The 24,748-nt window shown below is 71.1% G+C and carries 28 protein-coding genes; 9 read left to right on the plus strand and 19 right to left on the minus strand.

From position 1 onward, the window contains the following. Positions 1 to 86: 86 nt before the first annotated feature. Genes P5G59_RS12075 through P5G59_RS12085 form a run of 3 tightly spaced genes read left to right on the plus strand, consistent with a single transcriptional unit; the run spans position 87 to position 2,500 of the window. Complete coding sequence (locus P5G59_RS12075; RefSeq protein ID WP_301219223.1) at positions 87 to 1,112, plus strand: Gfo/Idh/MocA family protein; 1,026 nt, start codon at positions 87 to 89, stop codon at positions 1,110 to 1,112. A gap of 55 nt (positions 1,113 to 1,167) precedes the next feature. Next, positions 1,168 to 2,205, plus strand: a complete 1,038-nt coding sequence (locus P5G59_RS12080; RefSeq protein ID WP_301219225.1) for a Gfo/Idh/MocA family protein — start codon at positions 1,168 to 1,170, stop codon at positions 2,203 to 2,205. 46 nt (positions 2,206 to 2,251) lie between these two features. Continuing rightward, positions 2,252 to 2,500, plus strand: coding sequence for a hypothetical protein (locus P5G59_RS12085; RefSeq protein ID WP_301219227.1), 249 nt, complete (start codon positions 2,252 to 2,254; stop codon positions 2,498 to 2,500). On the opposite strand, the gene P5G59_RS12090 is transcribed toward P5G59_RS12085, so the two are convergent. From P5G59_RS12090 to P5G59_RS12100, 3 genes are all read right to left on the minus strand, one after another. Next, entirely contained in the window at positions 2,493 to 2,876 is a 384-nt protein-coding gene (locus P5G59_RS12090; RefSeq protein ID WP_301219229.1) for a hypothetical protein, read from the minus strand. The genes P5G59_RS12085 and P5G59_RS12090 overlap by 8 nt on opposite strands. Positions 2,877 to 2,981: 105 nt before the next feature. Continuing rightward, a complete protein-coding gene (locus P5G59_RS12095; RefSeq protein ID WP_301219231.1) occupies positions 2,982 to 6,074 on the minus strand; it encodes a DUF7507 domain-containing protein in 3,093 nt (1,030 codons plus the stop codon). A gap of 369 nt (positions 6,075 to 6,443) precedes the next feature. After that, a complete protein-coding gene (locus P5G59_RS12100) occupies positions 6,444 to 7,262 on the minus strand; it encodes an SDR family oxidoreductase (RefSeq protein WP_301219233.1) in 819 nt (272 codons plus the stop codon). Positions 7,263 to 7,318: 56 nt separating this feature from the next. Here P5G59_RS12100 and P5G59_RS12105 point away from each other — a divergent pair, with 56 nt between their 5' ends. From P5G59_RS12105 to P5G59_RS12120, 4 genes are all read left to right on the plus strand, one after another. Continuing rightward, a complete protein-coding gene (locus tag P5G59_RS12105) occupies positions 7,319 to 7,987 on the plus strand; it encodes an HAD family hydrolase (protein WP_301219235.1) in 669 nt (222 codons plus the stop codon). Positions 7,988 to 8,086: 99 nt separating this feature from the next. Then, positions 8,087 to 8,386, plus strand: a complete 300-nt coding sequence (locus P5G59_RS12110; protein WP_301219237.1) for a hypothetical protein — start codon at positions 8,087 to 8,089, stop codon at positions 8,384 to 8,386. Further along, positions 8,383 to 8,730, plus strand: a complete 348-nt coding sequence (locus tag P5G59_RS12115; RefSeq protein ID WP_301219239.1) for a hypothetical protein — start codon at positions 8,383 to 8,385, stop codon at positions 8,728 to 8,730. Before P5G59_RS12110 ends, P5G59_RS12115 begins: the two co-directional genes overlap by 4 nt. 31 nt (positions 8,731 to 8,761) lie before the next feature. Continuing rightward, positions 8,762 to 8,956 (plus strand): hypothetical protein, encoded by a 195-nt coding sequence (locus tag P5G59_RS12120; protein WP_301219241.1) that lies wholly within the window; start codon positions 8,762 to 8,764, stop codon positions 8,954 to 8,956. 182 nt (positions 8,957 to 9,138) lie between these two features. Here the strand turns inward: P5G59_RS12120 and P5G59_RS12125 are convergent, their stop codons facing one another. From P5G59_RS12125 to P5G59_RS12135, 3 genes are all read right to left on the minus strand, one after another. Beyond that, positions 9,139 to 9,477 carry a hypothetical protein gene (locus P5G59_RS12125; protein WP_301219243.1) on the minus strand — a complete coding sequence of 113 codons (339 nt, stop codon included), beginning with the start codon at positions 9,475 to 9,477 and terminating at the stop codon, positions 9,139 to 9,141. 102 nt (positions 9,478 to 9,579) lie between these two features. Further along, positions 9,580 to 9,711 (minus strand): hypothetical protein, encoded by a 132-nt coding sequence (locus P5G59_RS12130; protein WP_301219245.1) that lies wholly within the window; start codon positions 9,709 to 9,711, stop codon positions 9,580 to 9,582. 69 nt (positions 9,712 to 9,780) lie between these two features. Then, positions 9,781 to 12,621 carry a hypothetical protein gene (locus P5G59_RS12135; RefSeq protein WP_301219247.1) on the minus strand — a complete coding sequence of 947 codons (2,841 nt, stop codon included), beginning with the start codon at positions 12,619 to 12,621 and terminating at the stop codon, positions 9,781 to 9,783. 124 nt (positions 12,622 to 12,745) lie between these two features. On the opposite strand from P5G59_RS12135, the gene P5G59_RS12140 reads away from it, so the two are divergent. After that, positions 12,746 to 12,973, plus strand: coding sequence for a hypothetical protein (locus tag P5G59_RS12140; RefSeq protein WP_301219248.1), 228 nt, complete (start codon positions 12,746 to 12,748; stop codon positions 12,971 to 12,973). A gap of 60 nt (positions 12,974 to 13,033) precedes the next feature. Here the strand turns inward: P5G59_RS12140 and P5G59_RS12145 are convergent, their stop codons facing one another. The 6 genes from P5G59_RS12145 to P5G59_RS12170 all read right to left on the minus strand — a co-directional run bounded on the left by P5G59_RS12145 (position 13,034) and on the right by P5G59_RS12170 (position 18,060). After that, positions 13,034 to 13,222: a hypothetical protein gene (locus P5G59_RS12145; protein ID WP_301219249.1), complete on the minus strand. Its 189-nt coding sequence runs from the start codon at positions 13,220 to 13,222 to the stop codon at positions 13,034 to 13,036. Positions 13,223 to 13,238: 16 nt separating this feature from the next. Beyond that, entirely contained in the window at positions 13,239 to 13,868 is a 630-nt protein-coding gene (locus tag P5G59_RS12150) for a TMEM175 family protein (RefSeq protein ID WP_301219250.1), read from the minus strand. Between the two features lie 21 nt (positions 13,869 to 13,889). Beyond that, positions 13,890 to 14,513, minus strand: a complete 624-nt coding sequence (locus tag P5G59_RS12155) for a response regulator transcription factor (protein WP_301219251.1) — start codon at positions 14,511 to 14,513, stop codon at positions 13,890 to 13,892. Beyond that, positions 14,510 to 15,706 carry a sensor histidine kinase gene (locus P5G59_RS12160; protein ID WP_301219252.1) on the minus strand — a complete coding sequence of 399 codons (1,197 nt, stop codon included), beginning with the start codon at positions 15,704 to 15,706 and terminating at the stop codon, positions 14,510 to 14,512. The genes P5G59_RS12155 and P5G59_RS12160 overlap by 4 nt, the downstream gene beginning before the upstream one ends. Positions 15,707 to 15,708: 2 nt before the next feature. After that, on the minus strand, positions 15,709 to 17,289 hold the full coding sequence (locus P5G59_RS12165) for an MFS transporter (protein ID WP_301219253.1): 1,581 nt from the start codon (positions 17,287 to 17,289) through the stop codon (positions 15,709 to 15,711). A gap of 78 nt (positions 17,290 to 17,367) precedes the next feature. Further along, positions 17,368 to 18,060 carry a TetR/AcrR family transcriptional regulator gene (locus tag P5G59_RS12170; protein WP_301219254.1) on the minus strand — a complete coding sequence of 231 codons (693 nt, stop codon included), beginning with the start codon at positions 18,058 to 18,060 and terminating at the stop codon, positions 17,368 to 17,370. 71 nt (positions 18,061 to 18,131) lie between these two features. On the opposite strand from P5G59_RS12170, the gene P5G59_RS12175 reads away from it, so the two are divergent. Further along, the gene (locus P5G59_RS12175; protein WP_301219255.1) at positions 18,132 to 18,851 is read left to right on the plus strand and encodes a DUF4386 domain-containing protein; all 720 of its coding nucleotides are present in this window, start codon (positions 18,132 to 18,134) and stop codon (positions 18,849 to 18,851) included. Here P5G59_RS12175 and csrA read toward each other — a convergent pair. Genes csrA through fliP form a run of 7 tightly spaced genes read right to left on the minus strand, consistent with a single transcriptional unit; the run spans position 18,829 to position 24,741 of the window. Next, positions 18,829 to 19,065, minus strand: a complete 237-nt coding sequence (gene csrA / locus P5G59_RS12180; protein ID WP_175337052.1) for a carbon storage regulator CsrA — start codon at positions 19,063 to 19,065, stop codon at positions 18,829 to 18,831. The genes P5G59_RS12175 and csrA overlap by 23 nt on opposite strands. A 9-nt stretch (positions 19,066 to 19,074) precedes the next feature. Beyond that, complete coding sequence (locus P5G59_RS12185; RefSeq protein WP_301219256.1) at positions 19,075 to 19,776, minus strand: hypothetical protein; 702 nt, start codon at positions 19,774 to 19,776, stop codon at positions 19,075 to 19,077. Then, positions 19,754 to 21,811 carry a flagellar biosynthesis protein FlhA gene (locus tag P5G59_RS12190; protein WP_301219257.1) on the minus strand — a complete coding sequence of 686 codons (2,058 nt, stop codon included), beginning with the start codon at positions 21,809 to 21,811 and terminating at the stop codon, positions 19,754 to 19,756. Before P5G59_RS12190 ends, P5G59_RS12185 begins: the two co-directional genes overlap by 23 nt. Then, positions 21,808 to 22,902, minus strand: a complete 1,095-nt coding sequence (locus P5G59_RS12195; RefSeq protein ID WP_301219259.1) for an EscU/YscU/HrcU family type III secretion system export apparatus switch protein — start codon at positions 22,900 to 22,902, stop codon at positions 21,808 to 21,810. Before P5G59_RS12195 ends, P5G59_RS12190 begins: the two co-directional genes overlap by 4 nt. Further along, complete coding sequence (locus P5G59_RS12200) at positions 22,899 to 23,660, minus strand: flagellar biosynthetic protein FliR (RefSeq protein ID WP_301219260.1); 762 nt, start codon at positions 23,658 to 23,660, stop codon at positions 22,899 to 22,901. The genes P5G59_RS12195 and P5G59_RS12200 overlap by 4 nt, the downstream gene beginning before the upstream one ends. Next, entirely contained in the window at positions 23,660 to 23,935 is a 276-nt protein-coding gene (gene fliQ, locus P5G59_RS12205) for a flagellar biosynthesis protein FliQ (protein ID WP_175337057.1), read from the minus strand. Before fliQ ends, P5G59_RS12200 begins: the two co-directional genes overlap by 1 nt. Next, positions 23,932 to 24,741: a flagellar type III secretion system pore protein FliP gene (gene fliP / locus P5G59_RS12210; protein ID WP_301219616.1), complete on the minus strand. Its 810-nt coding sequence runs from the start codon at positions 24,739 to 24,741 to the stop codon at positions 23,932 to 23,934. The genes fliQ and fliP overlap by 4 nt, the downstream gene beginning before the upstream one ends. Positions 24,742 to 24,748: the final 7 nt, after the last annotated feature.

Here is a 24,748-nt window from a genome sequence, read left to right on the forward strand (position 1 = left end):
CCAAAGGGTTACGACTGCTCGGGAGCAGAAGGTACGCTTCCATGGTTCGCGCGCAACGTAACCCAGGCAAGGAGGCCTTCACAGGCATGTCCCACCCACTCACCGTCGCAGCGATCGGCTTCTGGCACGTCCACGCGGGCGACTACGCGCGTGACGCCCAGCGGCACCCCGACACCCAACTCGTCGCCGTCTGGGACGACGACGAGCAGCGCGGCCGGGCGGCCGCCGAGGAATTCGGCGTGGAGTTCGTCGCCGACCTCGACGAACTGCTCGCCCGTCCCTCCCTCGACGCCGTCACCATCACCACCGCCACGGACCAGCACCGCGACGTCATCGGCCGCGCGATCGCCGCCGGGAAGCACGTCTTCACCGAGAAGGTCCTCGCGCCGACCGTCGCGGAGGCGGAGGAGCTCGTCGACCTCGCCCGCGAGGCCGGCGTCGCGCTCGTCGTCTCCCTCCCGCGGCTGTACGACGACTACACCGTCGCGATCGAGCGCGTCCTCGACGACGGCGCGCTCGGCGAGCTCACCTACTCTCGTGTCCGCCTCGCGCACGACGGCTGGGTGGCGGGTTGGCTGCCCGAGCAGTTCGCCGACCCCGAGGCGGCGATCGGCGGCGCGCTCACCGACCTGGGCTGCCACCCGGCGTACCTCACGCGGCTGTTTCACCGCGCCGAGCCGCTGAGCATCCAGGCGAGCTACGGCCACGTCACCGGCCGTGCCGTGGAGGACAACGCCGTGGTCACGGCCGAGTTCCCGGACGGCCGGCTCGGCGTGTTCGAGGCGAGCGTCGTCACCACGCCCGGCGCCTTCACCGTGGAGCTGCGCGGCACCGAGGCGAGCCTCATGTTCGGCTTCGGCGGCGAGCGCCTGCTCGCCAAGGGCGGCGCGTTCGGCGAGGAGTGGCGGGAACTGCCGCTGCCCGAGCGCCGGCCCGGCGCGTTCGCGCAGTGGGTGCAGCACATCCACGACGGCACCATCGCCGACGACAACCTGCGCCACGCGGTCGAGCTGACCCGGATAGTCGTCGCCTCCAACGAGTCGGCCGCTACCGGCCGCACGGTCCCGCTCGAGCCCGCATTCGTGCCGAATGTGCGGAATGGCCGCGCGTAAGCGCACATTCGGCACGAATCTTCCCCCGACTTTCCTACACAAGGAGTAATTCAGCATGTCCACGAACAGCACCGTCCGCATCGGACTGATCGGCGCGGGCGGCATCGCCGGGGCGCACGTCGCCGGCTACCTGCGCAATCCCGAGACCGTCACCTTCGCCGCGGTCGCCGACCCGGTCCAGGAGGCCGCAGAGCGCCGCGCCGGCGACACCGGCGCCGCGATCTACGCCGACTACCGCACCATGCTCGCCGAGGCCGACATCGACGCCGTCGACATCTGCCTGCCCCACCACCTGCACAAGGACGCGATCGTCGCCGCCGCCCGCGCCGGCAAGCACATCCTGTGCGAGAAGCCCCTCTGCCTCACCCCCGAGGAGGCGGCGGAGGTGGACGCCGCGGTCGCCGAGGCGGGCGTGACGCTGATGTGCGCGCACAACCAGCTCTTCCTCCCGGCCGTCGCCAAAGCCAAGCAGCTCATCGACACCGGCGCCCTCGGCAAGGTCTACGAGGTGCGCACCACCGACAGCTTCTACAACGACTTCGACCCGTCGAACATGGGATGGCGGGCCCACGCGTCCACCAGCGGCGGCGGCGAGCTGATCGACACCGGTTACCACCCGACCTACCTGCTGCTGCACCTGGCAGGGGGATCGCCGGTCGAGGTGACCGCGATGCTGGCGACCCACCGCCTCACCTTCATGGAGGGCGAGGACTCGGCGCAGGTGCTGGTCCGCTTCGACAACGGCGTGATCGGGAGCCTCGTCACCAGCTGGGCCTACCAGCCGGCCGACGGCACCGAGAAGTTCTCCGTCGTCGGCGAGGGCGGCAGCCTCACCAGCGACGGCACCTCGCTCAGCCTGCACGTGCGCGGCGAGGAGCAGGCGACCGTGTTCGAGCTGGAGCCGGTGCACGAGTTCGCGGCGGAGGTGGCCCACTTCGCTCGCAGCATCCTGGACGGCACGCGGCCGCTGCACACCCAGAAGGAGGGCATCGAGGTGCTCGGCATCATCCTGGCCGCGTACGAGTCGGCGCAGAACCGGACCATCGCGCCGGTCCGCTCTGTGAGGGAGCTGGTGAGCGCTCTCACCGAGTGAGAAATGGGGTATATCCGGCGGGCCCGCGCCAGAGTTACAGTGCAGCATGAGCACGCAGCGGACGGGGGCCCGCCGAACCTTTCCGGAGCCCCCACGTCAAGATGATTTCGTCGCGGTCCCGTACCTGCGACAGGGCCAGCTCATCTCGCTGATCCATTGGTCGCTCGTCGCGGGTGAATGGAAGTACACCACCATCCTCGCCGAGTACCTCCATCGGGATGAGAGCTCCTGGTATCTCGTGATCAAGGGGAACAGAGCCAGACTCGACCGCTCGGAGTGGGCGATCTTCAACTGACGTCGCTCTCGCGGGTGGGAAAGCTGCCCGTATGCCCAGAGAACGGGCAGACGCCGTAATCCTCCGCGCCCTTTCGAGTCTTCAACAGTGAGACCGGATGCGGAACGAAGCGGAGGGAACGCGGGATGATCACGACACGGGCACGACGGACGGCACGGATGTTCGCGCTGGCGGGGATGGCGGGGGCCGTCCTCGCCGCCGGGACGGCGTGCTCCGCGCCGGTCGGTGCGGGCGACCCTGCGACGCCCGCACCGACGGCGACCGCCTCCGTCGACTGGAAGCTGCCGGCCGGGGAGCGCATCGTGTTCCGGAACACCGAGAAGGGTGACGGCTTCGGCCGGGTCGCCTCGGTGCCGCTGACCTCGCCGAAGGGCAAGCGGACGCTGTCGGGACTCTCGTGCGAGCGCGTCTACGCCACCCGCGAGGCCGTCTCGTGCATGAGCCTCAACAGCACGAACCCGGTGGGCTACCGCGAGACCCTCTACGACGGCTCCGGCGGCGAGCTCCGCTTCTGGCCGCTCCCCGGCGCGCCGAGCCGCACCCGGCTCTCGCCCGACTCGAAGCTGGCCGCGTGGACGGCCTTCGTCGACGGTGAGTCGTACTCCGGTGTCGCCTTGCCGGTGTTCGTGGCGACGAACGTGTACTCGATCGTGTTGCCCACGGCGGCCGGATCGGCGACGCCCAGGCTGTTCGCACTCTTCGTGAGGCTCAGCTCCGGCCCCTGGTCGAGCGGCACCTGGACCCCGGAGGGCGGGGTCGTGACGGGCGGACCGGTCGGCGGGTTGCCGGTCGCGGTCGCGGTGTTCTGGACGAGGCCGGCATCGATGTCGGCTTGGGTCAGCGCGTACGTCGCCGTCGCGGTCACCGTCTGGCCGGGGAGCAGCCTGCCCGCGTTCGCGGGGCTCGGCCAGGTGTACACGAGTGCGCCGAGTCCCGGGTGGGCGTCGGCGATGGTCACGCCGTCGAGGGTGGTCTGGCCGGTGTTGTGCGCGGTGAAGTCGTACGTGATGACGTCGCCGACCCGCGCCGGGGACTGCACGGATGCGGAGTCGGCGGTCTTGGTGACGGTCAGGTCGGAGACGGGGACGTTCGCGGTGCAGTCCGCGTCCGACGACCCGGACGCGCAGTTGCTGCCGATGGTCGGCGAGACGACCGTGTTGATCATGCGGTGGTCGCCCGGGTCCGGATTCCTGACCTTCGCCGAGTAGGTGATGGTCGCTGCCGCGCCGGCCGCGAGCGGTCCCGACCAGCTGAGGTTCGGCGACGCGTAGGAGACCGTCCCGGTGGAGGCGGACTGGTCGTCGTTGAAGGTCGCATCCTGGAGCACGTCGCTCAGGTCGTCGGTGAAGGAGGCGTTGTCGTAGGCCTGGGTTCCCGTGTTCCTCACGGTGATCATGTACGTCACCGTGTCGCCGGGTCTGGCGGAGGCGGCCGACGGCGTCTTGGTGATGGCCAGGGAGCACTGGGAGGGGTCGGCCGACACCAGGAAGTCGGCCTGGTTCGCCGACGTGCCGCCGCCCGCACTGTTCCCGGAGGGAGCGTCGCTGCCGCCCGCCGACGTGGTGACGGCCGAGGCGGATGACCAGATCCGGGTCGGCGCGGGCGCGTCGCACGAGACGGGAGGCGCGACGGTCTCGAAGCACAGCTCCGGCGGGCTGCCGTTCCACGACACGGAGATCTGGCCCGGTGTCACGCCCGATGGATCGTTGACGCCGTTCACGGTCACCGTCGCGGAGATGGAGGTCACCGTCGTGGGGATGCCGGCGAGCGACAGAGTGCCCCCGGCGGCGAGCGTGACGTTGTCGAAGCCGGCGATGATCGCGTCGTTCTGGTCGCGCAACGTCACCGAGCTGTTCGAGTAGGTGCCGACCACGAGTCCCGGCAGGGACAGGGTGCCCCAGCCCGTGAATCCGGCGGCACCTGAACCGCAGTAGGACGACGCCGGCGTGACCGTCATCGTGCTCGGGCCCGAGGTGCCGACGCATCCACCGCCCGTGATGGCGTTGAAGAAGGTGATCTGGCCCGAGTCGGAGTCAGCGACCAGGCAGTTGGGCGCGATCGAGGCCGCGGAGCGGACGGTGTAGTTCTTGTTGTTGGTCGGGTTCGTGAAACCGGCGCAGGCCGGAACCGCGCCGGTGCCGCTCCACTGGGCGAAATCGCGGCACATGACGGTGTTCCCGGTGGACACGTACACCCTCGTCCCACTCCGGAACACGTCGCCGGAAGTGTTGGTGGTGACGTTGTAGAAGGCGCCGGTGCCGGCGTACGGGTTCGCCGGTGCGGGAGCGCCGGAGAGGCTCCAGCACGAGGTCGAGCTCCCGGCGCCGTTCGCAATCGTGCAGACGCCCGTGAGGGTCCCCGTCGTGCTCAGGATGGGTGCGTACACGTTGCCGCCGAGCGCAGCCGACGTGGAGCTCGTCACCGGCCAGCTCCCGGTGCAGAGCTGGCCGCCCGCGACGTAGCAGTACGTTTGCCATGACGACGTGGACGTCTGCTGCACGCTCGCGAACACCCTGTCGCCGAAGGTGGTCGCCTGAAGCGCCTGAGACGACGTGACGCCGCTCATGATCTGCAACGTGCCGCACGAGGCGCCGGTCGATGGCGAAATGCACACGTAGGAATAGGTGCCGGTGCCGTTTACCCGGCCGCCCGAAGCGACGGCGTAGATGTTGCCGTTGCTCGCCGGGATGCCGGACGCGCCGATGTGCGCCCACTGGCTGTTGTTGATCGGGTTCGTCGTGAGCACGGTGTAGCCGCAGCTCGTCGGGGTGGTGGTCGAGAGGTCCAGGCAGGCAGTGCCGGTGCTCGAGTTGTCCCACGTCCCCATCAGCCAGAAGAGCTTGTTCCCGGAGATCCAGGTGCCGTTCTGCCAAGCGGTGCCCAATTCTATGGCGGCGCCCGTCCCGATCGGAGTCCCGACGACCGTGGACCAGCGCTGCGCATTCTGATTCGTCGGCCACCCCGGGCAGGTGGCCCCGTTCTGCAGGGCGCAGTAGACCACGTCCCCCGCCTTGTGATGGAACACCGCGTAGGTCAGATTGCCGCGGGTGACGGCGTTGTAGCCGTCACCACCGACTGTCGCGAGGGTCGTGCCGGTCGGGCTGGGGAAGTTCAGCGAGAGCTGCCGCGTGCGGGTGGGGAGGAGCGTCCCCGTGTAACCGACGCCCGTCGCGTTCGCGGGCGGGGTGCCCGACGTCCACGTCTGATCGCCCGGCGCGGTGTACTGGGGCGTGAGGGTGCCGAGCGCGTTCAGGTTGGACGGCAGCTGCAGCGAGCCGGGCACGTATGTGCCCGCCGGCGCGCTCTGGCTGCCGATGTGCAGGTCGGCCTGCAGGTTCACCGAGGCGTTGGCGCTGGTGTTGTTGGCGTACGGGACGACCCACTTGATCGTGTCGCCAGGCTTCGCCGTGCCCGTCTTGCGGCCGCCTGGCGCGTCAGAGGAGGCGCCGACCGAGTTGTTCGCCGTGTTCGTGGCGGTCTCGTAGATGGTCGAGATCGCGGTGGTCTCGGCGGACGCGTAGTACTCGGGCAGCATGAGGGTGCCGACGAGGGCGCCGACGGCCGCCACAGCCACCAGTCCGATCCCCCGGCCCCAGCGGGTACGGGGGCGGGTGCGGCGGGTACGGGTCGTCGCAGGGCGCATCACGCTGCCTCCTCCAAGACCCGGCGAGCCGAGACTCGGCGACCGGGCGATGTCGATTACGCGACGACGACCACGTACTCACGAGGGAGTCTTGCGGGATCGCGCCCCGATCGAAAGACAGCGGTGCCGAGAGAGGAGGAGGGTGACCGGCGGGTCCGTCAGCGCCCGATCCGTACGGGCCCGCCGGCCGCATCCCCTGGCCCGATAGGGGGCTCGCGACAGGGGATGCTGCTCACCGATGACAGCAGACCGGAGGGCGCGCCGAAAGACAGCGCGCAGAATGACGGCCGGTTCTGGCGGCTAGAGGCGCCGCCAGTCGTCGGAGGTGAGGTGCGAGCCCGCCTGCGGCCCCATCTGCAGCATCCCGCCGTCGACCGCCCAGGAGACGCCGGTGACGTACGACGCCGCTGGCGACGCGAGGAAGGCGATGACCGCCGCGATCTCGCGCGCGTCGCCCGGGCGGCCCAGCGGCACGCCGGGGCGGTGCACCTCGCGGGGGTCCTCGTCCTCGGCGTCGTTCATCGGGGTGGAGATCTCGCCCGGCGCGACCGCGTTCGCCGTGATGCCGTACTCGCCGAGCTCGAGCGCGAGCGTCTTGAGCAGCCCGCCGAGCCCGTGCTTCGCGGCGTCGTAGGCGGCCGATCCGACCCGCGGCTGGTGCTCGTGCACGCTGGTGACGCCGATGATGCGGCCGCCGTGTCCCGCATCCACCATCCGCCGCGCCATGCGCTGGATGCAGACGAACGCACCGTCGAGGTCGGCGCAGACGGTCTTCCGCCAGGTCTCCCAGTCCGTCTCGAAGAACGGGGTGCCGCCGTTCAGGCCGGCGTTGTTGACGAACACATCGCAGCCGCCGAGCTCGTCGGCCATGCGGTCCACGACGTCGCCGCAGGCGGGGGCGTCGGTGGTGTCGAGCTGCGCCACGACGGCGCGACGGCCCGCCTCGCGCACGAGACGCGCGGTCTCCTCCGCTCCCTCCTCGTCGGAGTGCCAGGTGATGCCGACGTCCATGCCGGCCTCGGCGAGCGCGACGGCGGTGGCACGGCCGATGCCGGAGTCGGATCCGGTGACGATGGCGGTGCGCGGTTCGGTGAGTTCCGGGTACGAGTGATCAGCCATGCCGGGAACGGTGCACCCCATGCCGGGTGGGCGCAAGGGGTGGTAGTCGTGGAGCCATGACGATCTCCGCTGTGCTCTTCGACGTCGACGGGACCCTCGTCGACTCCAACTTCCTCCATGTGGACGCCTGGAGCCGCGCCTTCGCGGAGCTGGGGGCGCCGGTGGACTCGTGGCGCATCCACCGCTCGATCGGCCAGGACTCGGCCCGGCTGCTGGAGTCGCTGGTGGGCGACCGCGACGAGGAGTGGACCTCGCGCGCGAAGGACCTGCACTCGCGGTACTACCTCGAGCAGGCGGGCCGCCTGCGCGCGTTCGACCGCGCGGCCGACCTGCTGGCGGAGCTGTCGTCGCGGGGGATCCGCGTCGTGCTCGCCACCTCGGCTCCCGAGGACGAGCTGAAACTGCTGATGGACGTGCTGGATGCCGGCGACTCCATCCACGCCACCACCAACGCTGACGACGTGGCGACGGCGAAGCCCGAACCCGGCATCATCGAGGTCGCACTGGAGCGGGCGGGCGCGCAGCCGTCGGACGCGCTGTTCATCGGCGACTCGGTGTGGGACATGATGGCCGCCGCCCGGGCGCACGTCCGGGCCGCCGGGGTGCTCTCCGGCGGGGTGGGTCCGTCGGAGCTGCTGGAGGCCGGCGCGGTGTCGGTCTTCGACGACCCGGCCGACCTGCTGGCGCGGATCGACGGCGTGCTCAGCGGCCGCCGCTCGGCCTGAACTGGCGGCCCGGCGGCGGCGCAGCTGCCACCGCCCTCTTGCCAACCGCCTCGGCACGGCGTTCCATGGTGTCCGACGAGTCCGAGGAGAGGAGTCGCCATGTCGGCGAGCGAGCTCGAGATGTCCAGCGTGAGGTATCCGTACCGCGACCGCATCTTCCACGTGGAGAAGAAGTCCCCCGGGGTGTGGGTCGTGCTCGATGAGTCCCACGCGGAGCTCGGGACGCTGATCCGCGTCTCGGCGGAGGGCGAGGAGCACGAGCCGGTGTTCGGTGCCGTGCCGCCCGGGTACACCGAGACGCTGCACGAGGGTTCCGACTGGCGGACGCTGGTCTCCTCCCTGATCAACGAGTCGCTCGACGCCGAGACCGCCGCGACGGGCAATCAGGGTGAGGCATGAGCGTCCACCTGAACAAGAAGGCTCTGGAGCACGCCCGCAGGCTGGTCGAGCAGGGCAAGGTGGTGCGTGACGAGCGCGACGACTGGAGCGAGCACGCGCCGAGCGCCGACGACGAGAACGCGTACATCGAGAAGAACGGCTGGGACGACTACGCGCTCTGGCACCTGGGCGAGGACCCGGAGAAGAGCGAGGAGACGAAGGGGCGGTTCAGCTTCCCCTACGGCGACTTCACGAAGGTGCACCGCTGCGCGGTCATCTCGCTGGAGAGCCGGGCCGCGCAGAACGACCACGACGACATCGCACGGGAGACCAAGCGTCTGCTCCAGTTGATCGACGGGGAGTAGTCCCCGCGCTCGGCGGGCTACGATACCCCGGATGAACGCGACGCTGCGCACGACCCTGGGCTGGCTCGCCGCCGTGCTGCTCAACGTCGGCGCGCTGCTGGTCGTCGTCGGCCTGCTGCTGCCCCGGCCTGCGGGGGACGTCTCCGTGCTCGGCGTCGGAGCGGCTCTCTGCGTGGCCGGTCTGGCTGCGGGCGCGGTCTGGTTGGCCGGGCGCCCCGCCGGCTGACGCCGCCGCTACCGTCGGAGATTCGGCCGTCACGGCTCCGAATCTCCGACTCCAGGCAGCCCAGCAGGAGATTCGAACGTTCGATCGCTCACGTAGGCGGCCGGACAGCGGCCGGCCCCGCCCTGGGATGAGGAGGGCGGGGCCGGTCGTCACCGGCTGTGCCGGTGGCTGGTGGGGCCGGATCAGTCCGGCGGCTCGCTGGCGTCGGTCCCGCTGACGAGGTCGGGATTCGACGGGTCGTCGGCCGGGTCGAAGTCGGCGGGAGGCGCCTGGGCGGGCTCGGTGTCCGCCGTCGTCACGTCCTCCGCGCCCTCCGGTGCGACGCCCGTGTCGCCCGGCGCGGAGACGTCACCGGACTGGCCGGCGTCGGTCTCGGCCGGTTCCGCCGCCTGCGCGTCGCGCTCGCCCGAGTCGTCCGAGGCGCCCGGGTCTGCGCCCTGGCCCTCCTCGAACCGCTCCGGCTGGTCCTCCGCCGGCACGCCCTTGGCGTCGGTGTTCGGCAGTCCGCTCGTGTCGCTCATGTTCAGCTCCTTCCGGGCTCGCCTACGGCTTGCCCTCTTCGCTGTACGGGGTCGTGGAGTCGGTGTCGTCGTCGCGCCGGTCGCCGTCCGCGAGGTCGGCGATCACCTCCTGGAAGACGCTCTCGTGCCGCTCCGGCTCGACGGCACCGCCGTCGTCGCCCTGAGATCGCCGGCCAGCCCGTTGGTCGGGTCGTTGCCGGTGATCGGCTCCTGTTCGTCGCGCTGATCGGTCATAGGCGCCACGAAACGCCCAACCCCGTCCGCCCGCAAGGGGGGTCGACAGCTCGCGGAGGCGGGGTAGGGTCAGCGCTTCTCCAGGCGCGCGATCAGATCGAGCAGGGCGGTCCGGTACTGCGGGGCCGATTGGTAGTCGGGATGCGTCGCGACCTTCACCAGGTAGCGCGGCGGCCCGAACTCGTCCGCCCCGCGGTCGATGTCGTCGGGTCGCTGGTCCTCCAGGCGGTAGCTGTTCACCGGGAAGCCGAGGTAGTCGGTGCGCCGCCACAGGTTGATCCAGGCGACGGAGCCGTCGGGCTGGGTGAGCAGGTCGACCAGCGACGGATCGGTGGCGCCGGAGGCGTCCACGACGACCGGGTCGCCGTCCTGATCCAGCTCCACCTGGGTGAACCACGGGTCGGCCTTGGCGAGCAGCGGGCGGCGCGCGCCGAGCGTCCCGAGCGCATCCGGGCCGAACAGCTCGGGGAAGAACCGGCCGAAGTACACGCGAAGCTGCGAGCCGTAGGTCAGCAGGGCGACGTTGCGCAGTCGCTCCGCGTCGTCCGGTCGCAGGGTGAACAGCGTTGAGACGGCGAGCACGGCGCCGAGGCTGTGCGCAGAGAGCACGACGCTGAACGGACGCTCCTCGGCGAGCGCCTCCTCCTCGCGCCGGTCGCGCCAGGCCAGCTGCTCCGCCAGGGTGAGGCCGTCGGGCGGCCGGAGGTCGTGGGTGAGCCAGTCGGTGACCCTGTCGCGCAGCTCCGGCACCACCCGCTCGGCGTAGCAGGGCGGGCCGAACGGGTGCCCCGCGCGCGGGAGGAAGCACATCAGGTCCCACAGCACGCTGATCGGGCGCTCCTTCGCGGTGAGCGCGTTCTCCACGATGACGAGCAGGATGGCGGCGGCGATCGCCGTGAGCGCAGGGCCCACCAGGCCATCGATCGTGCGGAAGGCGACCGAGTAGGAGACGGCGAGCGCCACCACGAAGCCGACCGCGAGCAGTCCGGCGAGGATGCCGAGGATGGGCTCCCCCCTGTGTACGAGCGCCGCGAGCCGGCGGGCGCGCAGGATCTTCAGCGCGAGGCGGTCGGCGGTCGTGCTCGCGGCGATCCTGCCGTCGCTGTACGAGTCGACCTGCTCGAGGAGGGGACGACGGCCGCCGCGGGTGCGCGGCGTCGTGAGGAGCGGCATCCAGCGCAGCACGGCGAGCGCCACGACGATGCCGACGATGGCCAGGGCGAGCGCGATGAACGGGAGCACGTCGCCGAAGTTGTGGTAGACGATCGGCGGCCGGAGTGTCCCGGCCGGACCGGTCGCGCAGCCGCACGGCGGCGACCCGCTGACCAGCCAGCCCTGCACCCCGAGCACCAGCAGCGTCGACAGGATCATGGCGGCGCCGAGCGAGAGCAGCATGAGGATGCCCGGGCCCATCCCGGCCCATCCCTCGGCGCGGAACCGCTCCGGCGGCCCCGCACGGCGTCCTGCCCTAGAACGCGGCCACCACCAGACGAGGATCAGCTGCACCGCGGTGAAGACTGCAGCGACCGCGAACAACGGAAGGCGCAGCGGGCCGGGCGAGCCGTCCTGCGTCGGCGGGTTCTGCGCGACGCCGCCGAGGAAGGCCAGCCCGGCGACGGTCATCAGCGTGATCGACAGCCAGTGCGGGACGCCGCGGCGCCAGCCGAGCGCCGAGACGCAGATCGCGACCAGCACCCCGAGCAGGATGGACGGCGCGGTCGCCAGCCCCAGGAACGTACCGGACTCGGCCGCGTAGTCGCCGCCGAACCACAGCGACGCGCCGACGAAGAGGTACACGGCGACCGCCGCGATCAGCACCCACGCCGTCACGGTTCCCCTGGTGCGCAGCCGGTCGCGCAGGAACTCGTCGACCGAGGCGTCCCCCGCGCTCACCGTCTCGGCCAGCACGCCCACCAGGACGATGGTGAGCACGAGACCGGCGGCGGCCACCAGGCCGCCGACCTTGGCGAGCACGTCGCTGGAGGCGGCGGCGCCACCCAGGCACTCCCCCGAGACGAAGGTCTGCAGTTTCACGCACGACGCCGTCCCGGCGAAGATGCGGTCCCAGGCCAGCAGCAGGGCGACCAGGAGGAAGGTCGCAGCCAAGTGCAGCCGTTCCGTCGGCGAGCCGACCCGTGCCGTGCGCCAGAACCCCTCCGAGGCGAGCGGGCGGAGACGGCCGGTGCGCTGCACGCCGCGGCCGCCCATCCGGTCGGCGGCGTCGAAGATGGCGGCCTCGTACCGGGTGCGGGCACGGCGAGCCACCAGGAAGAGCAGCAGCACGCCACCGATCGGCACGAGCGACAGCAGCGCCAGCTGCGGGCCGCGCCACGACAGCGGCGCGCCGGCGAAGAAGTCGTGGAAGGCGCCGGGCAGAGCGGTGCATGCCCTGCCGTTCGCGCACTGCACGCCCAGGTCGAGACTCACCGAGCCGAGGGCGCAGACGTAGAGCAGCGTCAGCCCCAGGGCGAAGATGCGCAGCGACGCGCCACCGACCCCCGACTCCCACTCGCCGCCCGGCCGCTGGGTCGGGATGCGCCTGGTCCAGTAGGCGGTGTTGGCGAGGCCGAACGGCGCGAGCAGCAGCCAGGCGAGCTGGACGAAGAGCTGGCCGACGAACAGCAGCGGGCCGGAGCCGTACCGGGCGAGCCGCCCCCAGGAGTACGCCTCGGTGCGGACCCCCTGCGGAGGGACGGCCGGGTCGACCGTGCCAGGCGCGTCGTCCGGATCCCGGTCCGGCTGATCCTGTCCGGGCGCCCACCAGAAGCCGCCGTTCTCGTCCCCCTGCGTCTGCCGCAGCTCGGACTGCTCCCGGCCGAGAATCTCCGTCGGCGGAGTGTTCTTGATGCCGTGGATGCGCAGCTCGAGCACGCGGTGTGGCCAGTCGTGGCCCTGCGCTTCGTCGCTCATCGGTCCGCCGATCGTCCGTAAACGCGCGAAGACTACTCCGGAGGCACTGCCGGCGGCTACGTGCGGGCGGCTACGTGCCGGCCGACCATAGCCGTCCGGGCGCGCTCGGCGTAATGTCTGGCGTATGAGCAACCCAGAGCAGCCGACCGGCGACGCACGCGAGAACCTCGAGGGCAGCTACACCGAGGTCGACGGCGAAGAGCCGCACGAGCGCACCGTCCACGGCCAGTACACCGAGACCGCGGAGAACCCCGGCCCCGAGCCCGACGTCGAGGGCACCTACACGGATGCCGCCGAGCCCGTCGAGGCGCCGGAGGGCGAGTACACCGAGGGCGACTACGACGAGCCCTGACCCTGAACTCTGACGGCGCTGAGCTCTGACGCGGCGCCTGGCCGCGTCAGAGGCGGCACGTCAGGACAGGCGCTTGCGCGCCTTCGCGGCCTGGGCCTTCGCCTTCTTGCGCGCCTTCTTCACGTCGGGCGCGTTCCAGAACGACTGGACCGTGTCGACGAGCTGCTCGTAGCGTTCACGGCCCGCCCGGGCTCCGAGGATGTACGCGACCGCGATCGCGATCAGGACGAAGAAGGTCTTCCCACGCATGCCCCGACGCTAGCCCTCAGCTCGTCGTCTGGGAAGGCCCGTACACGAGCCTGTGGAGAAGCCCGTGCAGCGGCCCCGAGAGGAACAGCAGGAACAGCCAGAACAGGTTGACCTCGGGGATGAGCACGGCGAGCACCAGCGCGACCGCCATGATCGACATCTCGGCGATGCCTGCCGTCACGTCGATGCTGCCGCGGGACTCCTCCGTCATCAGCTCCGGGTTCCTGTGCAGCACCGAGGTCATCAGCCGCGTCGCGATCGTCGCCACCAGCATGTCGCCGATGTACAGCGCGTACACGTCCGGGCGCTGGCCGGCCCCGGCCGAGAGCACGTTCGCGGAGAACGGGATGGTCACGATCGCGAGCAGCCAGAGGAAGTTGAACCAGACGATCGCGCCGTTGTAGTCGCGCACGCTCTCGAAGATCTGGTGGTGCACCACCCAGAAGCGGGCGATCACGACGAACGACACGACGAAGGCGACGATCTCCCAGACGTTGTCGGCCACGAAATCGCCGAACGGCTTGCTCCCGATGTGGGAAGCCGCATCCACCAGGGGCAGGATGAGCAGGGTGATCGCGATGGCGACCGTGGCGTCCGAGAAGTTCACGAGCCGGTCGAGCCCGCGCTCCGTCCTGATCCGCGCCATGCGGTCATTCTGCCGCACAGGTCAGTCGAGCAGGCCGAGCTCCAGGGCGCGGCGCACGGCGGAGGTGCGGTCGGAGACGCCGAGCTTCTCGTACGCACGGCTCAGGTAGGTCTTGACCGTCGCCTCGCCGATGAACAGCTGCGCGCCGATCGAGGCGTTGGTGAGGCCGTCGGCGGCGAGCCGCAGCACCTTCACCTCCTGCACAGACAGAGCGGGGGCGGCCTGCCTGCCCTGCACCCGGCCGAGGAGGGCGGTCTGCGCCGAGGTGGCGAGCACCGTCTCCCCCGCGGCGGCCGCACGCACGGAGCGGGCGAGCTCCGCGGGCGCGATGTCCTTCAGCAGGTAGCCGCTCGCGCCCGCCTCGATGGCGCGCAGGATGTCCTGGTCGGTCTCATAGGTCGTGAGCACCACGACACGGGTCGAGGGATGCGCCGCGACGATCGCGCGGGTCGCCTCCACGCCGTCCCCTCCGGGCATCCGCAGATCCATCAGCACGAGGTCCGGGGCGAGCGCCGCCACCAGCGCGACGGCCTCCGGGCCGCTGCCGGCCTGGCCGACCACCTCGATGTCGTCGTAGCCCTGCAGCATCCCGCGGATGCCCTCCCGCACCACGGGATGGTCGTCGGCGAGCACGATCCGGATCACGACGCGGCCTCCTCAGGCGTGGACGTGGGCAGCACGACGCGCAGCCGCGTCCCGTCGCCGGGCGCACTGGTCAGCTCGAACTCCCCGCCCGCCTCGCGGACCCTGGCCTGCATGCCGTCGAGCCCGAAGCCGTCGCGCGGGGCGGCCGGGTCGAACCCTCTGCCGTCGTCGTGCACGGTGAGCGCCACCGCGTCGGCGCGGTACGCGAGCTCGGCGTCCACCTCGCTCGCCTCCGCGTGCTTGCGCACGTTGGCGAGCGCCTCCTGCAGCACTCGCAGCGCGACCACCTCGACGGCGGGCGGCGCCTGCCGCACCTCTCCTTCGATGCGGAAGGCGACGGGCACGCCTGTCTCCTCCTCGAACCGGCGCGCCACCCGGCCGAGCGCCTGACCGAGCGTCGCCTCTGCCAGGCGACCGGGCGTCATCGCGGCGATGATCCGCCGCGACTCCTGCAGGTTCTCCTGCGCCGTCTCGGTGATCAGCTCCGCGTGCCGCCTCGCGGTCGCCGGGTCGGAGTCGAGCTCGCCCTGCACCGCGTGGCCGAGCGTGACGATGCTCGTGAAGCCCTGCGCGAGCGTGTCGTGCATCTCGCGCGCGATCCGCTCCCGCTCCGCCGCGGCGCCCTGCTGCTCCGACAGCTCCGCGATCTCCCGCTGCTGCTCCCGGAGTCGCTGGATCAGGAGGCCGCGCTCCCTGCTCTCCTTCGTCACCGCAGTGATGCGGTTGCTGAAGTAGATCGACACCGCGATGACCAGCAGCGTCAGCCCGAGCGTGCTCGCCACATCCCCCGGCGCCAGGTCGCCGACCAGCCAGCGGACCGTGACGCCGCCCAGGTTGATCACGACGATCGCGATCGCCGCAGGCACCGCGGAGAGCACCAGGAAGAACTGCGGCGACACGATGAACAGGGCGATGTTGGCCCAGTTGTTGAGTCCGTAGGCGACGAAGTAGACCGCAGTCGAGAGTCCGACGTAGGTCCACGCCTGCCAGCTGTTGCCGCGGACGCCCGCGCGGCTGGGGCGGGCGAGGAACCAGTAGAGCGGGAAGAGCGCGAGGACGAGCAGGGCCGAGGCGATGGTCCTCGGGTACCCGGTGAACGGGTTCGCGAGGATCAGCACCACCGACGCGAAGGTCGCGGCGGCGGAGTAGCCGATCCAGTCGCCGAACCAGCGGTCGTCCACGCGCTCTGTCACGATCAGACTGTAGCCGTGTCGGCGGTCGGCTCCGAAGCGGGCGCGGCGTCCTCCGGCAGGGACGTGCGGCCGGCCGGGTAGAGCAGGCCGACGACGGCCACGACGGCCATGGCCGCGGCCATGCCCCAGAACGCCCACTGCACGGCGGAGGCGTAGTCGGAGCGGACGGCGTGCATGATCTGCTCCTGGATCGCCTGCGGGAGGGTGGACAGCCCGCTGCCGCTGTCGCCCGAGGCGCCGCTGATGCGCTCGACGGCGCTCTGGGCGTCCGCCGCGGTTCCGCCGAACTTCGCGAACGAGGCCGTGAGCAGGTCGGTCAGGCGCGAGGTCACCACGGTGGTGAAGACCGCGAGGCCGAGGGCGCCGCCGAAGTTCTTCATCGTCTGGGTGATGGCGCTGACCTCGCCGTAGCTGGCGCCGATCGCGCGGTTCACCGCGTCGGTCGAGACGGGGCTGAACATGAGGCCGATGCCGGCGCCCGCGACCAGGATCGGCCAGGTCTGCGGGTTGAAGAAGGCGTCGGCGTGGATGGAGAGGTCGGTCGCCGTCGTCGCCAGCCAGCCGAAGCCGACCGCGCCGACGATGCCGCCGAGGAGCACCACACCGCGGGCGCCGTGCTTGTCGAACCGTACGGAGCCGATCCGGCTGGCGATCACGAAGCCGATGAAGAACTTGAGGAACAGCAGCCCGGTCTCGGCGGCGGACAGCTGGAGCGAGACCTGGCCGTAGACGCTGAGGAAGAAGAACGTGCTGATGAACGCGATGGAGGCGAACAGCGTCGCGACGGTCGACAGCGTGAAGCCGCGGTCGCGGAACGCCGCGATCCGGATGAGCGGATGACCGCTGCGCCGCTGGACCACGACGAACAGCACGAGCAGGGCGGCGCCGAGCACGAGCGAGCCGATGACGGCCGGGTTCGCCCATCCCCACGGGCTGGCCTGCTGCAGGCCGAAGACGACGAGGCCCATCCCGCCCGCCACGATCACGGCGCCGAGCCAGTCGATCCGCTCCCTGCGACGCACCGACGGGCGCGCGGCGATGGCGACGATGACGAAGGCGGCGACCGCGATCGGCACGTTCACCCAGAAGATCGCGCGCCACGTCCACACCGTCAGGTAGCCGCCGGCGATCGGGCCGAGGGCGGTCATGGCGCCGGTGATCGCGAAGAAGATCGCCATCGCACGGCCGCGGCTCTCCCGGGCGAAGCCCTCGACGACGATGCCGATCGCGGCCGGGAACATGATCGCTCCGCTCACGCCCTGCAGCGCACGGGCGGTCACGAGCCACGGCTCGGCCAGGTCGCCCGTGGGAGCCAGGCCGCACAGCAGCGAGGTGACGCCGAAGCCGGCGATGCCGACCAGCGCCATGCGCTTGTGGCCGACGACGTCGGCGACACGGCCGCCGAGCAGGAAGAACGCCGCGGTGGTGAGCAGGTAGACGTTGACCGCCCACTGCATCCCGTCGTGCGTGAGGCCGAGGTTCTGCTGGATGCTCGGAGCGGAGAGCGCGACGATCGTCTGGTCGATCGTCGTCATCGAGACGGCGAAGATGAGCCCGGTCAGGGCGAGGGTGGACGACTTCATGCCTCAAGCCTCGCGATCGCGGGCATCCGGCGGCACCGGCGTCAGGATGTCACCCGTGTCCGCCGATCGGCGGACACGTCACTCCCCCGGCCGGTCGGCGGACGCCCACTCCGGCCGCAGTCGCTCGACGCCGTCCAGGATGAGGTCGAGCCCGGTGAGGAACTCCTCGTCGTAGTCGTACCCGGCCTTCGCCAGCTCGGAGACGACCTCGATCAGGTGCGGGAACATCGCGGCCAGCTCGGGCGGGGTCGCCTCGAGCTTCTGCGCGGCGGCCTCCCCCGACTCCTCCGGCGTGCCGAAGGGCAGCGACTTCTCCTGCAGCGCGAAGCCGTAGACGTAGGCGTCGAGCGCAGAGGTGACGTGCACGGTCGTGCGGAACGAGAAGCCGGAGCGGCCGAGGCAGCCCATCATCGCGTCGTGCTGGGCGAGGTTGGCGGGTCCCGGCCGCATCCGGGACTCCATCAGCCCGACCGCCCAGCGGTGGCGGCGGAGGGCGTCGCGGAGCGACACGGACCGGCGGCGCATCGCCTCCCGCCAGCCGAGGGCAGGGTCGGGCGCCTGCACCTCCGCCCAGACGCGGTCGACCATCCCGTCGAGCAGCTCGTCCTTGTTCGCCACGTGCTTGTAGAGCGCCATCGGCACGACCCCGAGCGTCTGCGCGAGCGCCCGCATGCTCAGCCCGTCGAGGCCGTCGCGGTCGGCCACGTCGAGCGCCGTCGTGACGACCCGGTCGACGCGGAGCGTCTGGCGCGGCGGATCGTCTCTTGACATGGTGTACAGCGTACACCTAATGTGTTCGGCAGAAGGTGTACGCCGTACACCTCGCGTCGAGAGGACCTCCCATGACACCCGACCACCGCCGCGTGATGCTCGCCGGCGTGCTGTTCCTGCTCACCTTCGCCACGTCCATCCCCGGCGCACTGCTCTACGGCCCTGTGCTGAACGACCCGGACTTCGTGCGGGGCGCCGGACAGACGGCACCGGTGCTCGCGGGCGCGCTGCTGGAGATCGGGCTCATCGTCGCCAACCTGGGCACGGCCCTCGTGCTCTACCCGCTGCTGCGCCGCACCAGCCCCTCCCTCGCCCTCGCCTACGTCGTCGCGCGGGTGATGGAGTCGACGCTCATCGCCGTCGGCATCCTGAGCCTGCTCACCGTGGTGACGCTGCGGCAGGACGGCCCGGCGACCGGCGGCGAGGCCGCGGCGGTCGTGATCTCGCAGGCGCTGGTGGCGCTGCACAGCTGGACGTTCCTGCTCGGCCCTGGCTTCGTCGTCGGGCTCGGCAACGGGCTCATCCTCGGCGTGCTGCTCTACCGCGCCCGCCTGGTGCCGCGCGGCTGGGCCGTGCTCGGCATGGTCGCGGGACCGCTCGTCTCGCTCTCCGGCGTGGCGGTGCTGCTCGGCGCCTACGACCAGGTGTCGCCGTGGTCGGCGCTGCTCACGCTGCCGGAGGTCGTCTGGGAGCTGTTCCTCGGCGTGTACCTCACGGTGCGAGGGGCGCGTGGACCGCGCGGCGCGGCCTCACCCGCCGTCGCCGGGGTCAGAGGCCGAGCGACTTCTTGATGAGGGCCTCGGCGTCGTCGGTGCCCGCGGCGCTCTGGGTCGCCTCCTGGTTGGCCTCCGTGACCGCCTTGACGACCTCGTCGCGCTGGATGCGGATGCCGCGCGGCGCGTCGATGCCGATGCGGACGCCGTCGCCCCGCGCATCGAGGATGGTGACGACGATGTCGTCGCCGATGAGCACCCGCTCCCCCGCCTTGCGCGTCAGTACCAGCATCGTCCCAGCCTATCCGCCGGGCGGCGCGTCCAGCCAGAGCACCGGGAGACCGAGCAGGTGGATGTCGTCGGGGCTCGACGTGAAGGCGGCGCCGGTCGCAGCCACGGCGTCGACGGCGAGCACCGCATCAACCGCCCGCACCCACTGCGCGGTGTCCTCGGGCCTGCGCGACACATCGACCGCGACCCAGACCTGGTCGGGGGCGATTCCCGCGAGCTCGGCGACGACGGACGGCACGGCGGCGGGTCCGGCGAGGGCGTAGGCGGCGACCAGGGGGAGGTCGCGGCGGACGCCGTCCGCCCGGGCCGCGAGGGCATCCCTCCGGTCGGCGACGTGCACCACCTCGGCGCCGGCGTCGGCCGACGCCGCGAGCACCGCGGCCGCCGCCTCCGCGTCGCCGCCCAACCCGACCACCAACGTCAGATCCCCTCGCCCGCGCAACCGTCCCGGCGGCGGCCCCGCCCGGTCGAGTTGCACGTCGTGGTCGCTATCCGCCGCCTTTTCCGACCACCACGTGCCGTTCGATGGCGTGATGGCTTCGGCGGGAGGCGGAGCGGGAGGGGCGGAGGCGGCTGGGGCGAATGGCGCGGGGAGGTCGGTGGTGCGGATGAGGTCGTCGAGCACCGCCTGGAACGCCAGCGACGAGGTGGAGACGGCCGGCAGGATCTCCTCCTCGCCGCCGAGCCACTCAGGCCGCGAGCGACTCCGCACCGCGCACCACCCCCACGGTCTCGATCGCCGCCTGCACCGCGGTCACCTCCTGGTACGACAGCACCGCGAGGCCCGCGATCTGGCCCGCCACCAGCCGGCGGATCGCGGGGCGCAGCGCCGGCGCGCACACCAGCACCGCCGAGACGCCAGAGTCGTCGAGCCGGGACGCCGTGTCGCGCAGCGAGGCGAGCACGGCCTCCAGCCGCGTCGGGTCGAGCACGATCTGGGTGCCCGCCTCCGACGGGCGCAGACTCTCCAGCATCGACTGCTCCAGCCCCGGGTCGATCATGATGACCCGCAGCGTCCCGGCGTCGATGTGCGGCGCGACGACCGCGGGCCCGAGCGCGGCGCGCGCCGCCTCCACCAGCCCCTCCGGGTCGTTCGACACCTTGGCGCGCAGAGTGAGAGCCTCCAGGATCCGCGGCAGGTCGTTGATCGGCACCTGCTCGGCCAGCAGCCCCTGGAGCACGCGCTGCACCTCCGCGAGCGACAGCAGCGCCGGGATGAGCTCCTCCACCGCGGGCGGGTTCACCTGCTTGACGCCCTCGGTCAGCAGTCGCACGTCCTCGCGGGTGAGCAGGCGGGCGGCGTTCGAGGTGATGATCGACGACAGGTGCGTGATCAGCACGGACACCCGGTCGATGACCGTCGCTCCGCCGAGCTCCGCACTGTGCCGCATCTCCGACGGGATCCACTTCGCCGGCAGCCCGAACACCGGCTCGACCGTCGGGGTGCCCGGCAGGTTGTCGAGCGCGTCGCCGAGCGCGAGCACGCGGCCGGCCGGCGCCTGGCCGCGGCCCGCCTCCACGCCCGCGATCTTGATGACGTAGGTCGAGGGCGCCAGCTCCGCGCTGTCCCGGGTCCGCACCGGCGGCACGATGACGCCGAGTTCGAGCGCGATCTTGCGGCGGAGGGCCCGCACGCGGGCGAGGAGGTCATCCGACGCGCCGCTCACGATGTCCACCAGGTCGGGCGCGAGCGTGATCTCGAGCGCGTGCACCCGCATCTGCTCGATCAGGTCCTCCGTCGTCTCCGGCTTCGTCGTCGCGGCGACGGCGTTCTGGGCGGCCTCCGCCTTCTTCTTCGCCGCCTGCGCGTTCTTGATCCGCTGCGAGGCGAGGATGAGGAACGCGCCGACCAGCACGAACGGGATCGGCGGCATGCCGGGGATGAGCGCCATGACGATCGCGGCGCATCCGGCGATCATCAGCGCGTTGCGCGACTGGCTCAGCTGGCTGCCGGCCTGCGTCCCCATCTCCGACTCGGCGTTCGACCGTGTCACGATCATGCCGGTCGACACCGCCATGAGCAGGGCCGGGATCTGCGACACCAATCCGTCGCCGATGGTGAGGAGCGTGTAGGAGTTGACCGCGTCCCCCAGCTGCATGCCGCGTTGGATCATGCCGATCGCGATGCCGCCGACGACATTGATGACGATGATCAGGATGCCCGCGATCGCGTCGCCCTTGACGAACTTCGAGGCGCCGTCCATCGCGCCGTAGAAGTCGGCCTCGGCCGACACCTCCGCGCGCCGCGCGCGGGCCTGCTCCTCGGTGATCAGGCCCGCGTTGAGGTCGGCGTCGATCGCCATCTGCTTGCCCGGCATGGCGTCGAGGGTGAAGCGGGCGCCCACCTCGGCGACACGCTCCGCGCCCTTGGTGACCACGATGAACTGGATGACGACCAGGATGAGGAACACCACCGCGCCGATGATGATCGACCCGCCCACGGCGACATGCCCGAACGCCTGGATGACCTGGCCGGCGAACCCGTCGCCCAGCACCAGCCGGGTGGAGGCCACGTTGAGCCCCAGCCGGAACAGCGTCGCCACCAGCAGCAGCGACGGGAACACCGAGAAGTCGAGCGGCTTCTTGACGAACATCGTGGTGAGCAGGATGACCAGCGCCAGCATGATGTTGACGATGATGAGCATGTCGAGCAGCCACGACGGCACCGGCACCACCAGCAGCATGATGATGCCGACGACGGCGATCGGCACGGCCACCTTGGCGGCGAGACCCTTGTTCGGCTTCATGACAGCCCTCCCTGCAGCTGGGGTCGCATGGTGTGGAAGCCCGCGGCGGAGCCGCGCTGCTTCAGGGACATGACGAACGCGAGCACGCGCGCGACGGAGTTGTAGAGCTCGACCGGGATCTCCTCGCCGATCTCGCAGCCGGCGTGAAGCGCCCGGGCGAGCGGGATGTCCTTGACGATCGGCACCCGCTCCGCCTCGGCCTTCTCGCGGATGCGCAGGGCGATCGCGCCTGCGCCCTTCGCGACGACCCGCGGGGCCGACTTGCCCGGCTCGTACTTCACGGCGACCGCGATGTGCGTCGGGTTGACGAGCACGACGTCCGCGCCGCCGATCGCGGCGATCATGCGATTGCGGCTCATCGCCAGCTGCCGCGAGCGGCGGTGCGAGCGGACCAGCGGGTCGCCCTCGCTGTTCTTGTTCTCGTCGCGGATCTCCTGCTTGCTCATGCGCGTGTGCTTGCGGTTGCGCCGCATGACGACGAGCACGTCGAGGCCCGCGAGCACGAGCCCCGCGCCGATGGCGGCCTGGAGGAGACCCGCAGTGCCGCCGGACGCGGCGGAGAGCAGGGAGGTGAGCGGCATCGAGCCCGAGGTGAGCAGCACCGGCATCAGGCCCTGCACCACCAGGAACAGCCCGATGCCGACGACCGCCGACTTCAGCAAGGTCTTGGCGCCCTCCCAGAGCGCGCGCATCCCGAACACCCGGCCGAGGCCCTTCACCACGTTGAACTGCTCGTACTTGCCCTCGAGCTTCTTGAAGTGGATGCCGCCCTGCACCGCCGCCGCGCCCACCACGGCGAGCGCGCCCACCCCGAGCAGCGGTCCGATGGTGGCCATGATGCTCCCGAGCCCGTCGCCGAGCGCGGCGAGCGCCTTCGCGGGGTCGGGACTCTCGATCACCGAGCGCACGGTGAACAGCTGCCCGACCGCCGCATTGCTGCCGGTCTGCAGCGTGAACGGCAGCATCACCGCGGCGGCTCCGACGCCCACCCAGGCGGTGAGGTCGGTGGACTTGGCGAGACGGCCCTTGGAGCGGGCCTCCTTCATCCGCTTCTCGGTCGCCTGCTCGGTGCGTTCCTGCGCATCGCTCATCGGCCCACCCCCAGCATGGTTTTGACGGCGGTGTCGGTGAGCCCGGAGACGACGCCGGGGAGGGCGACGAAGACGATCGCGGAGAGCACGACCGTGAGCATGATCTTGAGCGGGAACCCGAGCGAGAGCGCGTTGAGGGCCGGCGCGACGCGGGTGAGGAGGCCGAGGCCCACGTCCGCGAGGAAGAGCACCACGATCAGTGGCCCTGCGATCTGCAGCGCCGCCAGGAACATCTGCGTGACGCCGTTCACCATCTGCTTGGCGGGGTCGGCGAGGTCGAGTCCCGCGGCGAGCGGGATGGCGTCGAAGGTGCGCACCAGGCCGCCGATGATGAGCTGGTAGCCGCCGGATGCGAACAGCAGCGCGAGGGCGGTCAGCTGGAACATCCGTGTGAACTGGGCGCCGTTGATCATCGACTGCGGGTCGAACGCCTGCGCCAGCTGGAAGCCGCCGAACAGGTCGATCAGGCTGCCCGCGGACTGGATCGCGGCGAACACCAGGAAGACGAGGAAGCCGAGCGTCGCGCCGACGGCGAGCTCGCGCACCATGTCGAGCAGGAACGCCCCGATGTCGCCGGAGTGGTAGCCGGCGCCGACGCGCGGCGCGACCGCGAGCGCCAGGCCGATCGCCAGCATCCCCTTCACCTGCGCGGGGAAGCCGTTGTACGAGAACGGGGGCGCGATGACGAGGAAGGCCACCATCCGGAGCGACGCCAGCGCGATCGCCTCGATGGCGGCGAGGTCGATGGGGATGTTCATCAGCCGCCGCCCAGCAGCTGCGGGATCTTGTCGAAGAGGACGTGGGTGAAGGTGACCAGCTCGGAGATCATCCACTGGCCGCAGACGATGAGCGCCACCGCGACCGCCGCCGCCTTCGGCACGAACGAGAGGGTGACCTCCTGGATCTGAGTGATCGACTGCACGAGCGAGATCGCGAAGCCGACGACGAGGGCCGTGACGACGATCGGCGCGGCGAGCTTCGCCGTGACCATGAGCCCCTGCATGGCGATGTCGAGCACCGCATTCGGGTTCATCCGCCACCCCGGTAGCTCGTGATCAGGCTGGTGATGATCAGCCCCCAGCCGTCGACCAGCACGAACAGGAGGATCTTGAACGGCAGCGAGATCATCACCGGCGGCAGCATCATCATGCCCATCGACATCAGCGCGGCGGAGACGACCATGTCGATGACGAGGAACGGCACGAAGATGACGAAGCCGATGATGAACGCGGCGCGCAGCTCGGAGATCATGAACGCCGGGATGAGCGTCAGCATCGGCACGGCCTTGATGCTGTCCGGGTTGGGGCGGCCGGCCGCGCGGGTCATCAGCGCGATGTCCTCCTCGCGGGTGTGCGCCGCCATGAAGCCGCGCAGCGGTCCCTCGGCCGCATGCACCGCCGCCGTGAAGTCGATGTGGCCGGCGAGGTACGGCTGCACGGCCGTGTTGTTGATGTCGACGAGCACCGGGCTCATGATGAACAGGCTCAGGAACAGCGCGAGACCCGCCAGCACCTGGTTCGGCGGGATGGACGGGAGCGCGAGCGCGTTCCGGGTGATCGCCAGCACCACGAAGATCTTGGTGAACGACGACATCATCAGCAGCAGCGCCGGGGCGACCGAGAGCACGGTGATGCCGACGAGCGTCAGGATGGCGGCGCTGGGGGTGCCGTTCGGGCCGTTGATGTCGACGGTGATGCCGCCTCCGCCCGCTCCTGGGCCGGTCGGGCCCGTCGGGGTGGGGACCGGCGTCGGGACGGCGTGGGCCGCGTTCGCGCCCAGCAGCACGATCGCGACGGCGATGAGAGCGACGAGCAGGCCGGCCAGCGCGAGACGGGGCATCCGCCCG

The sequence above is a fragment of the Leifsonia virtsii genome (assembly GCF_030433675.1).
In the GTDB taxonomy this organism is placed as follows: Bacteria; Actinomycetota; Actinomycetes; order Actinomycetales; family Microbacteriaceae; genus Leifsonia; species Leifsonia virtsii.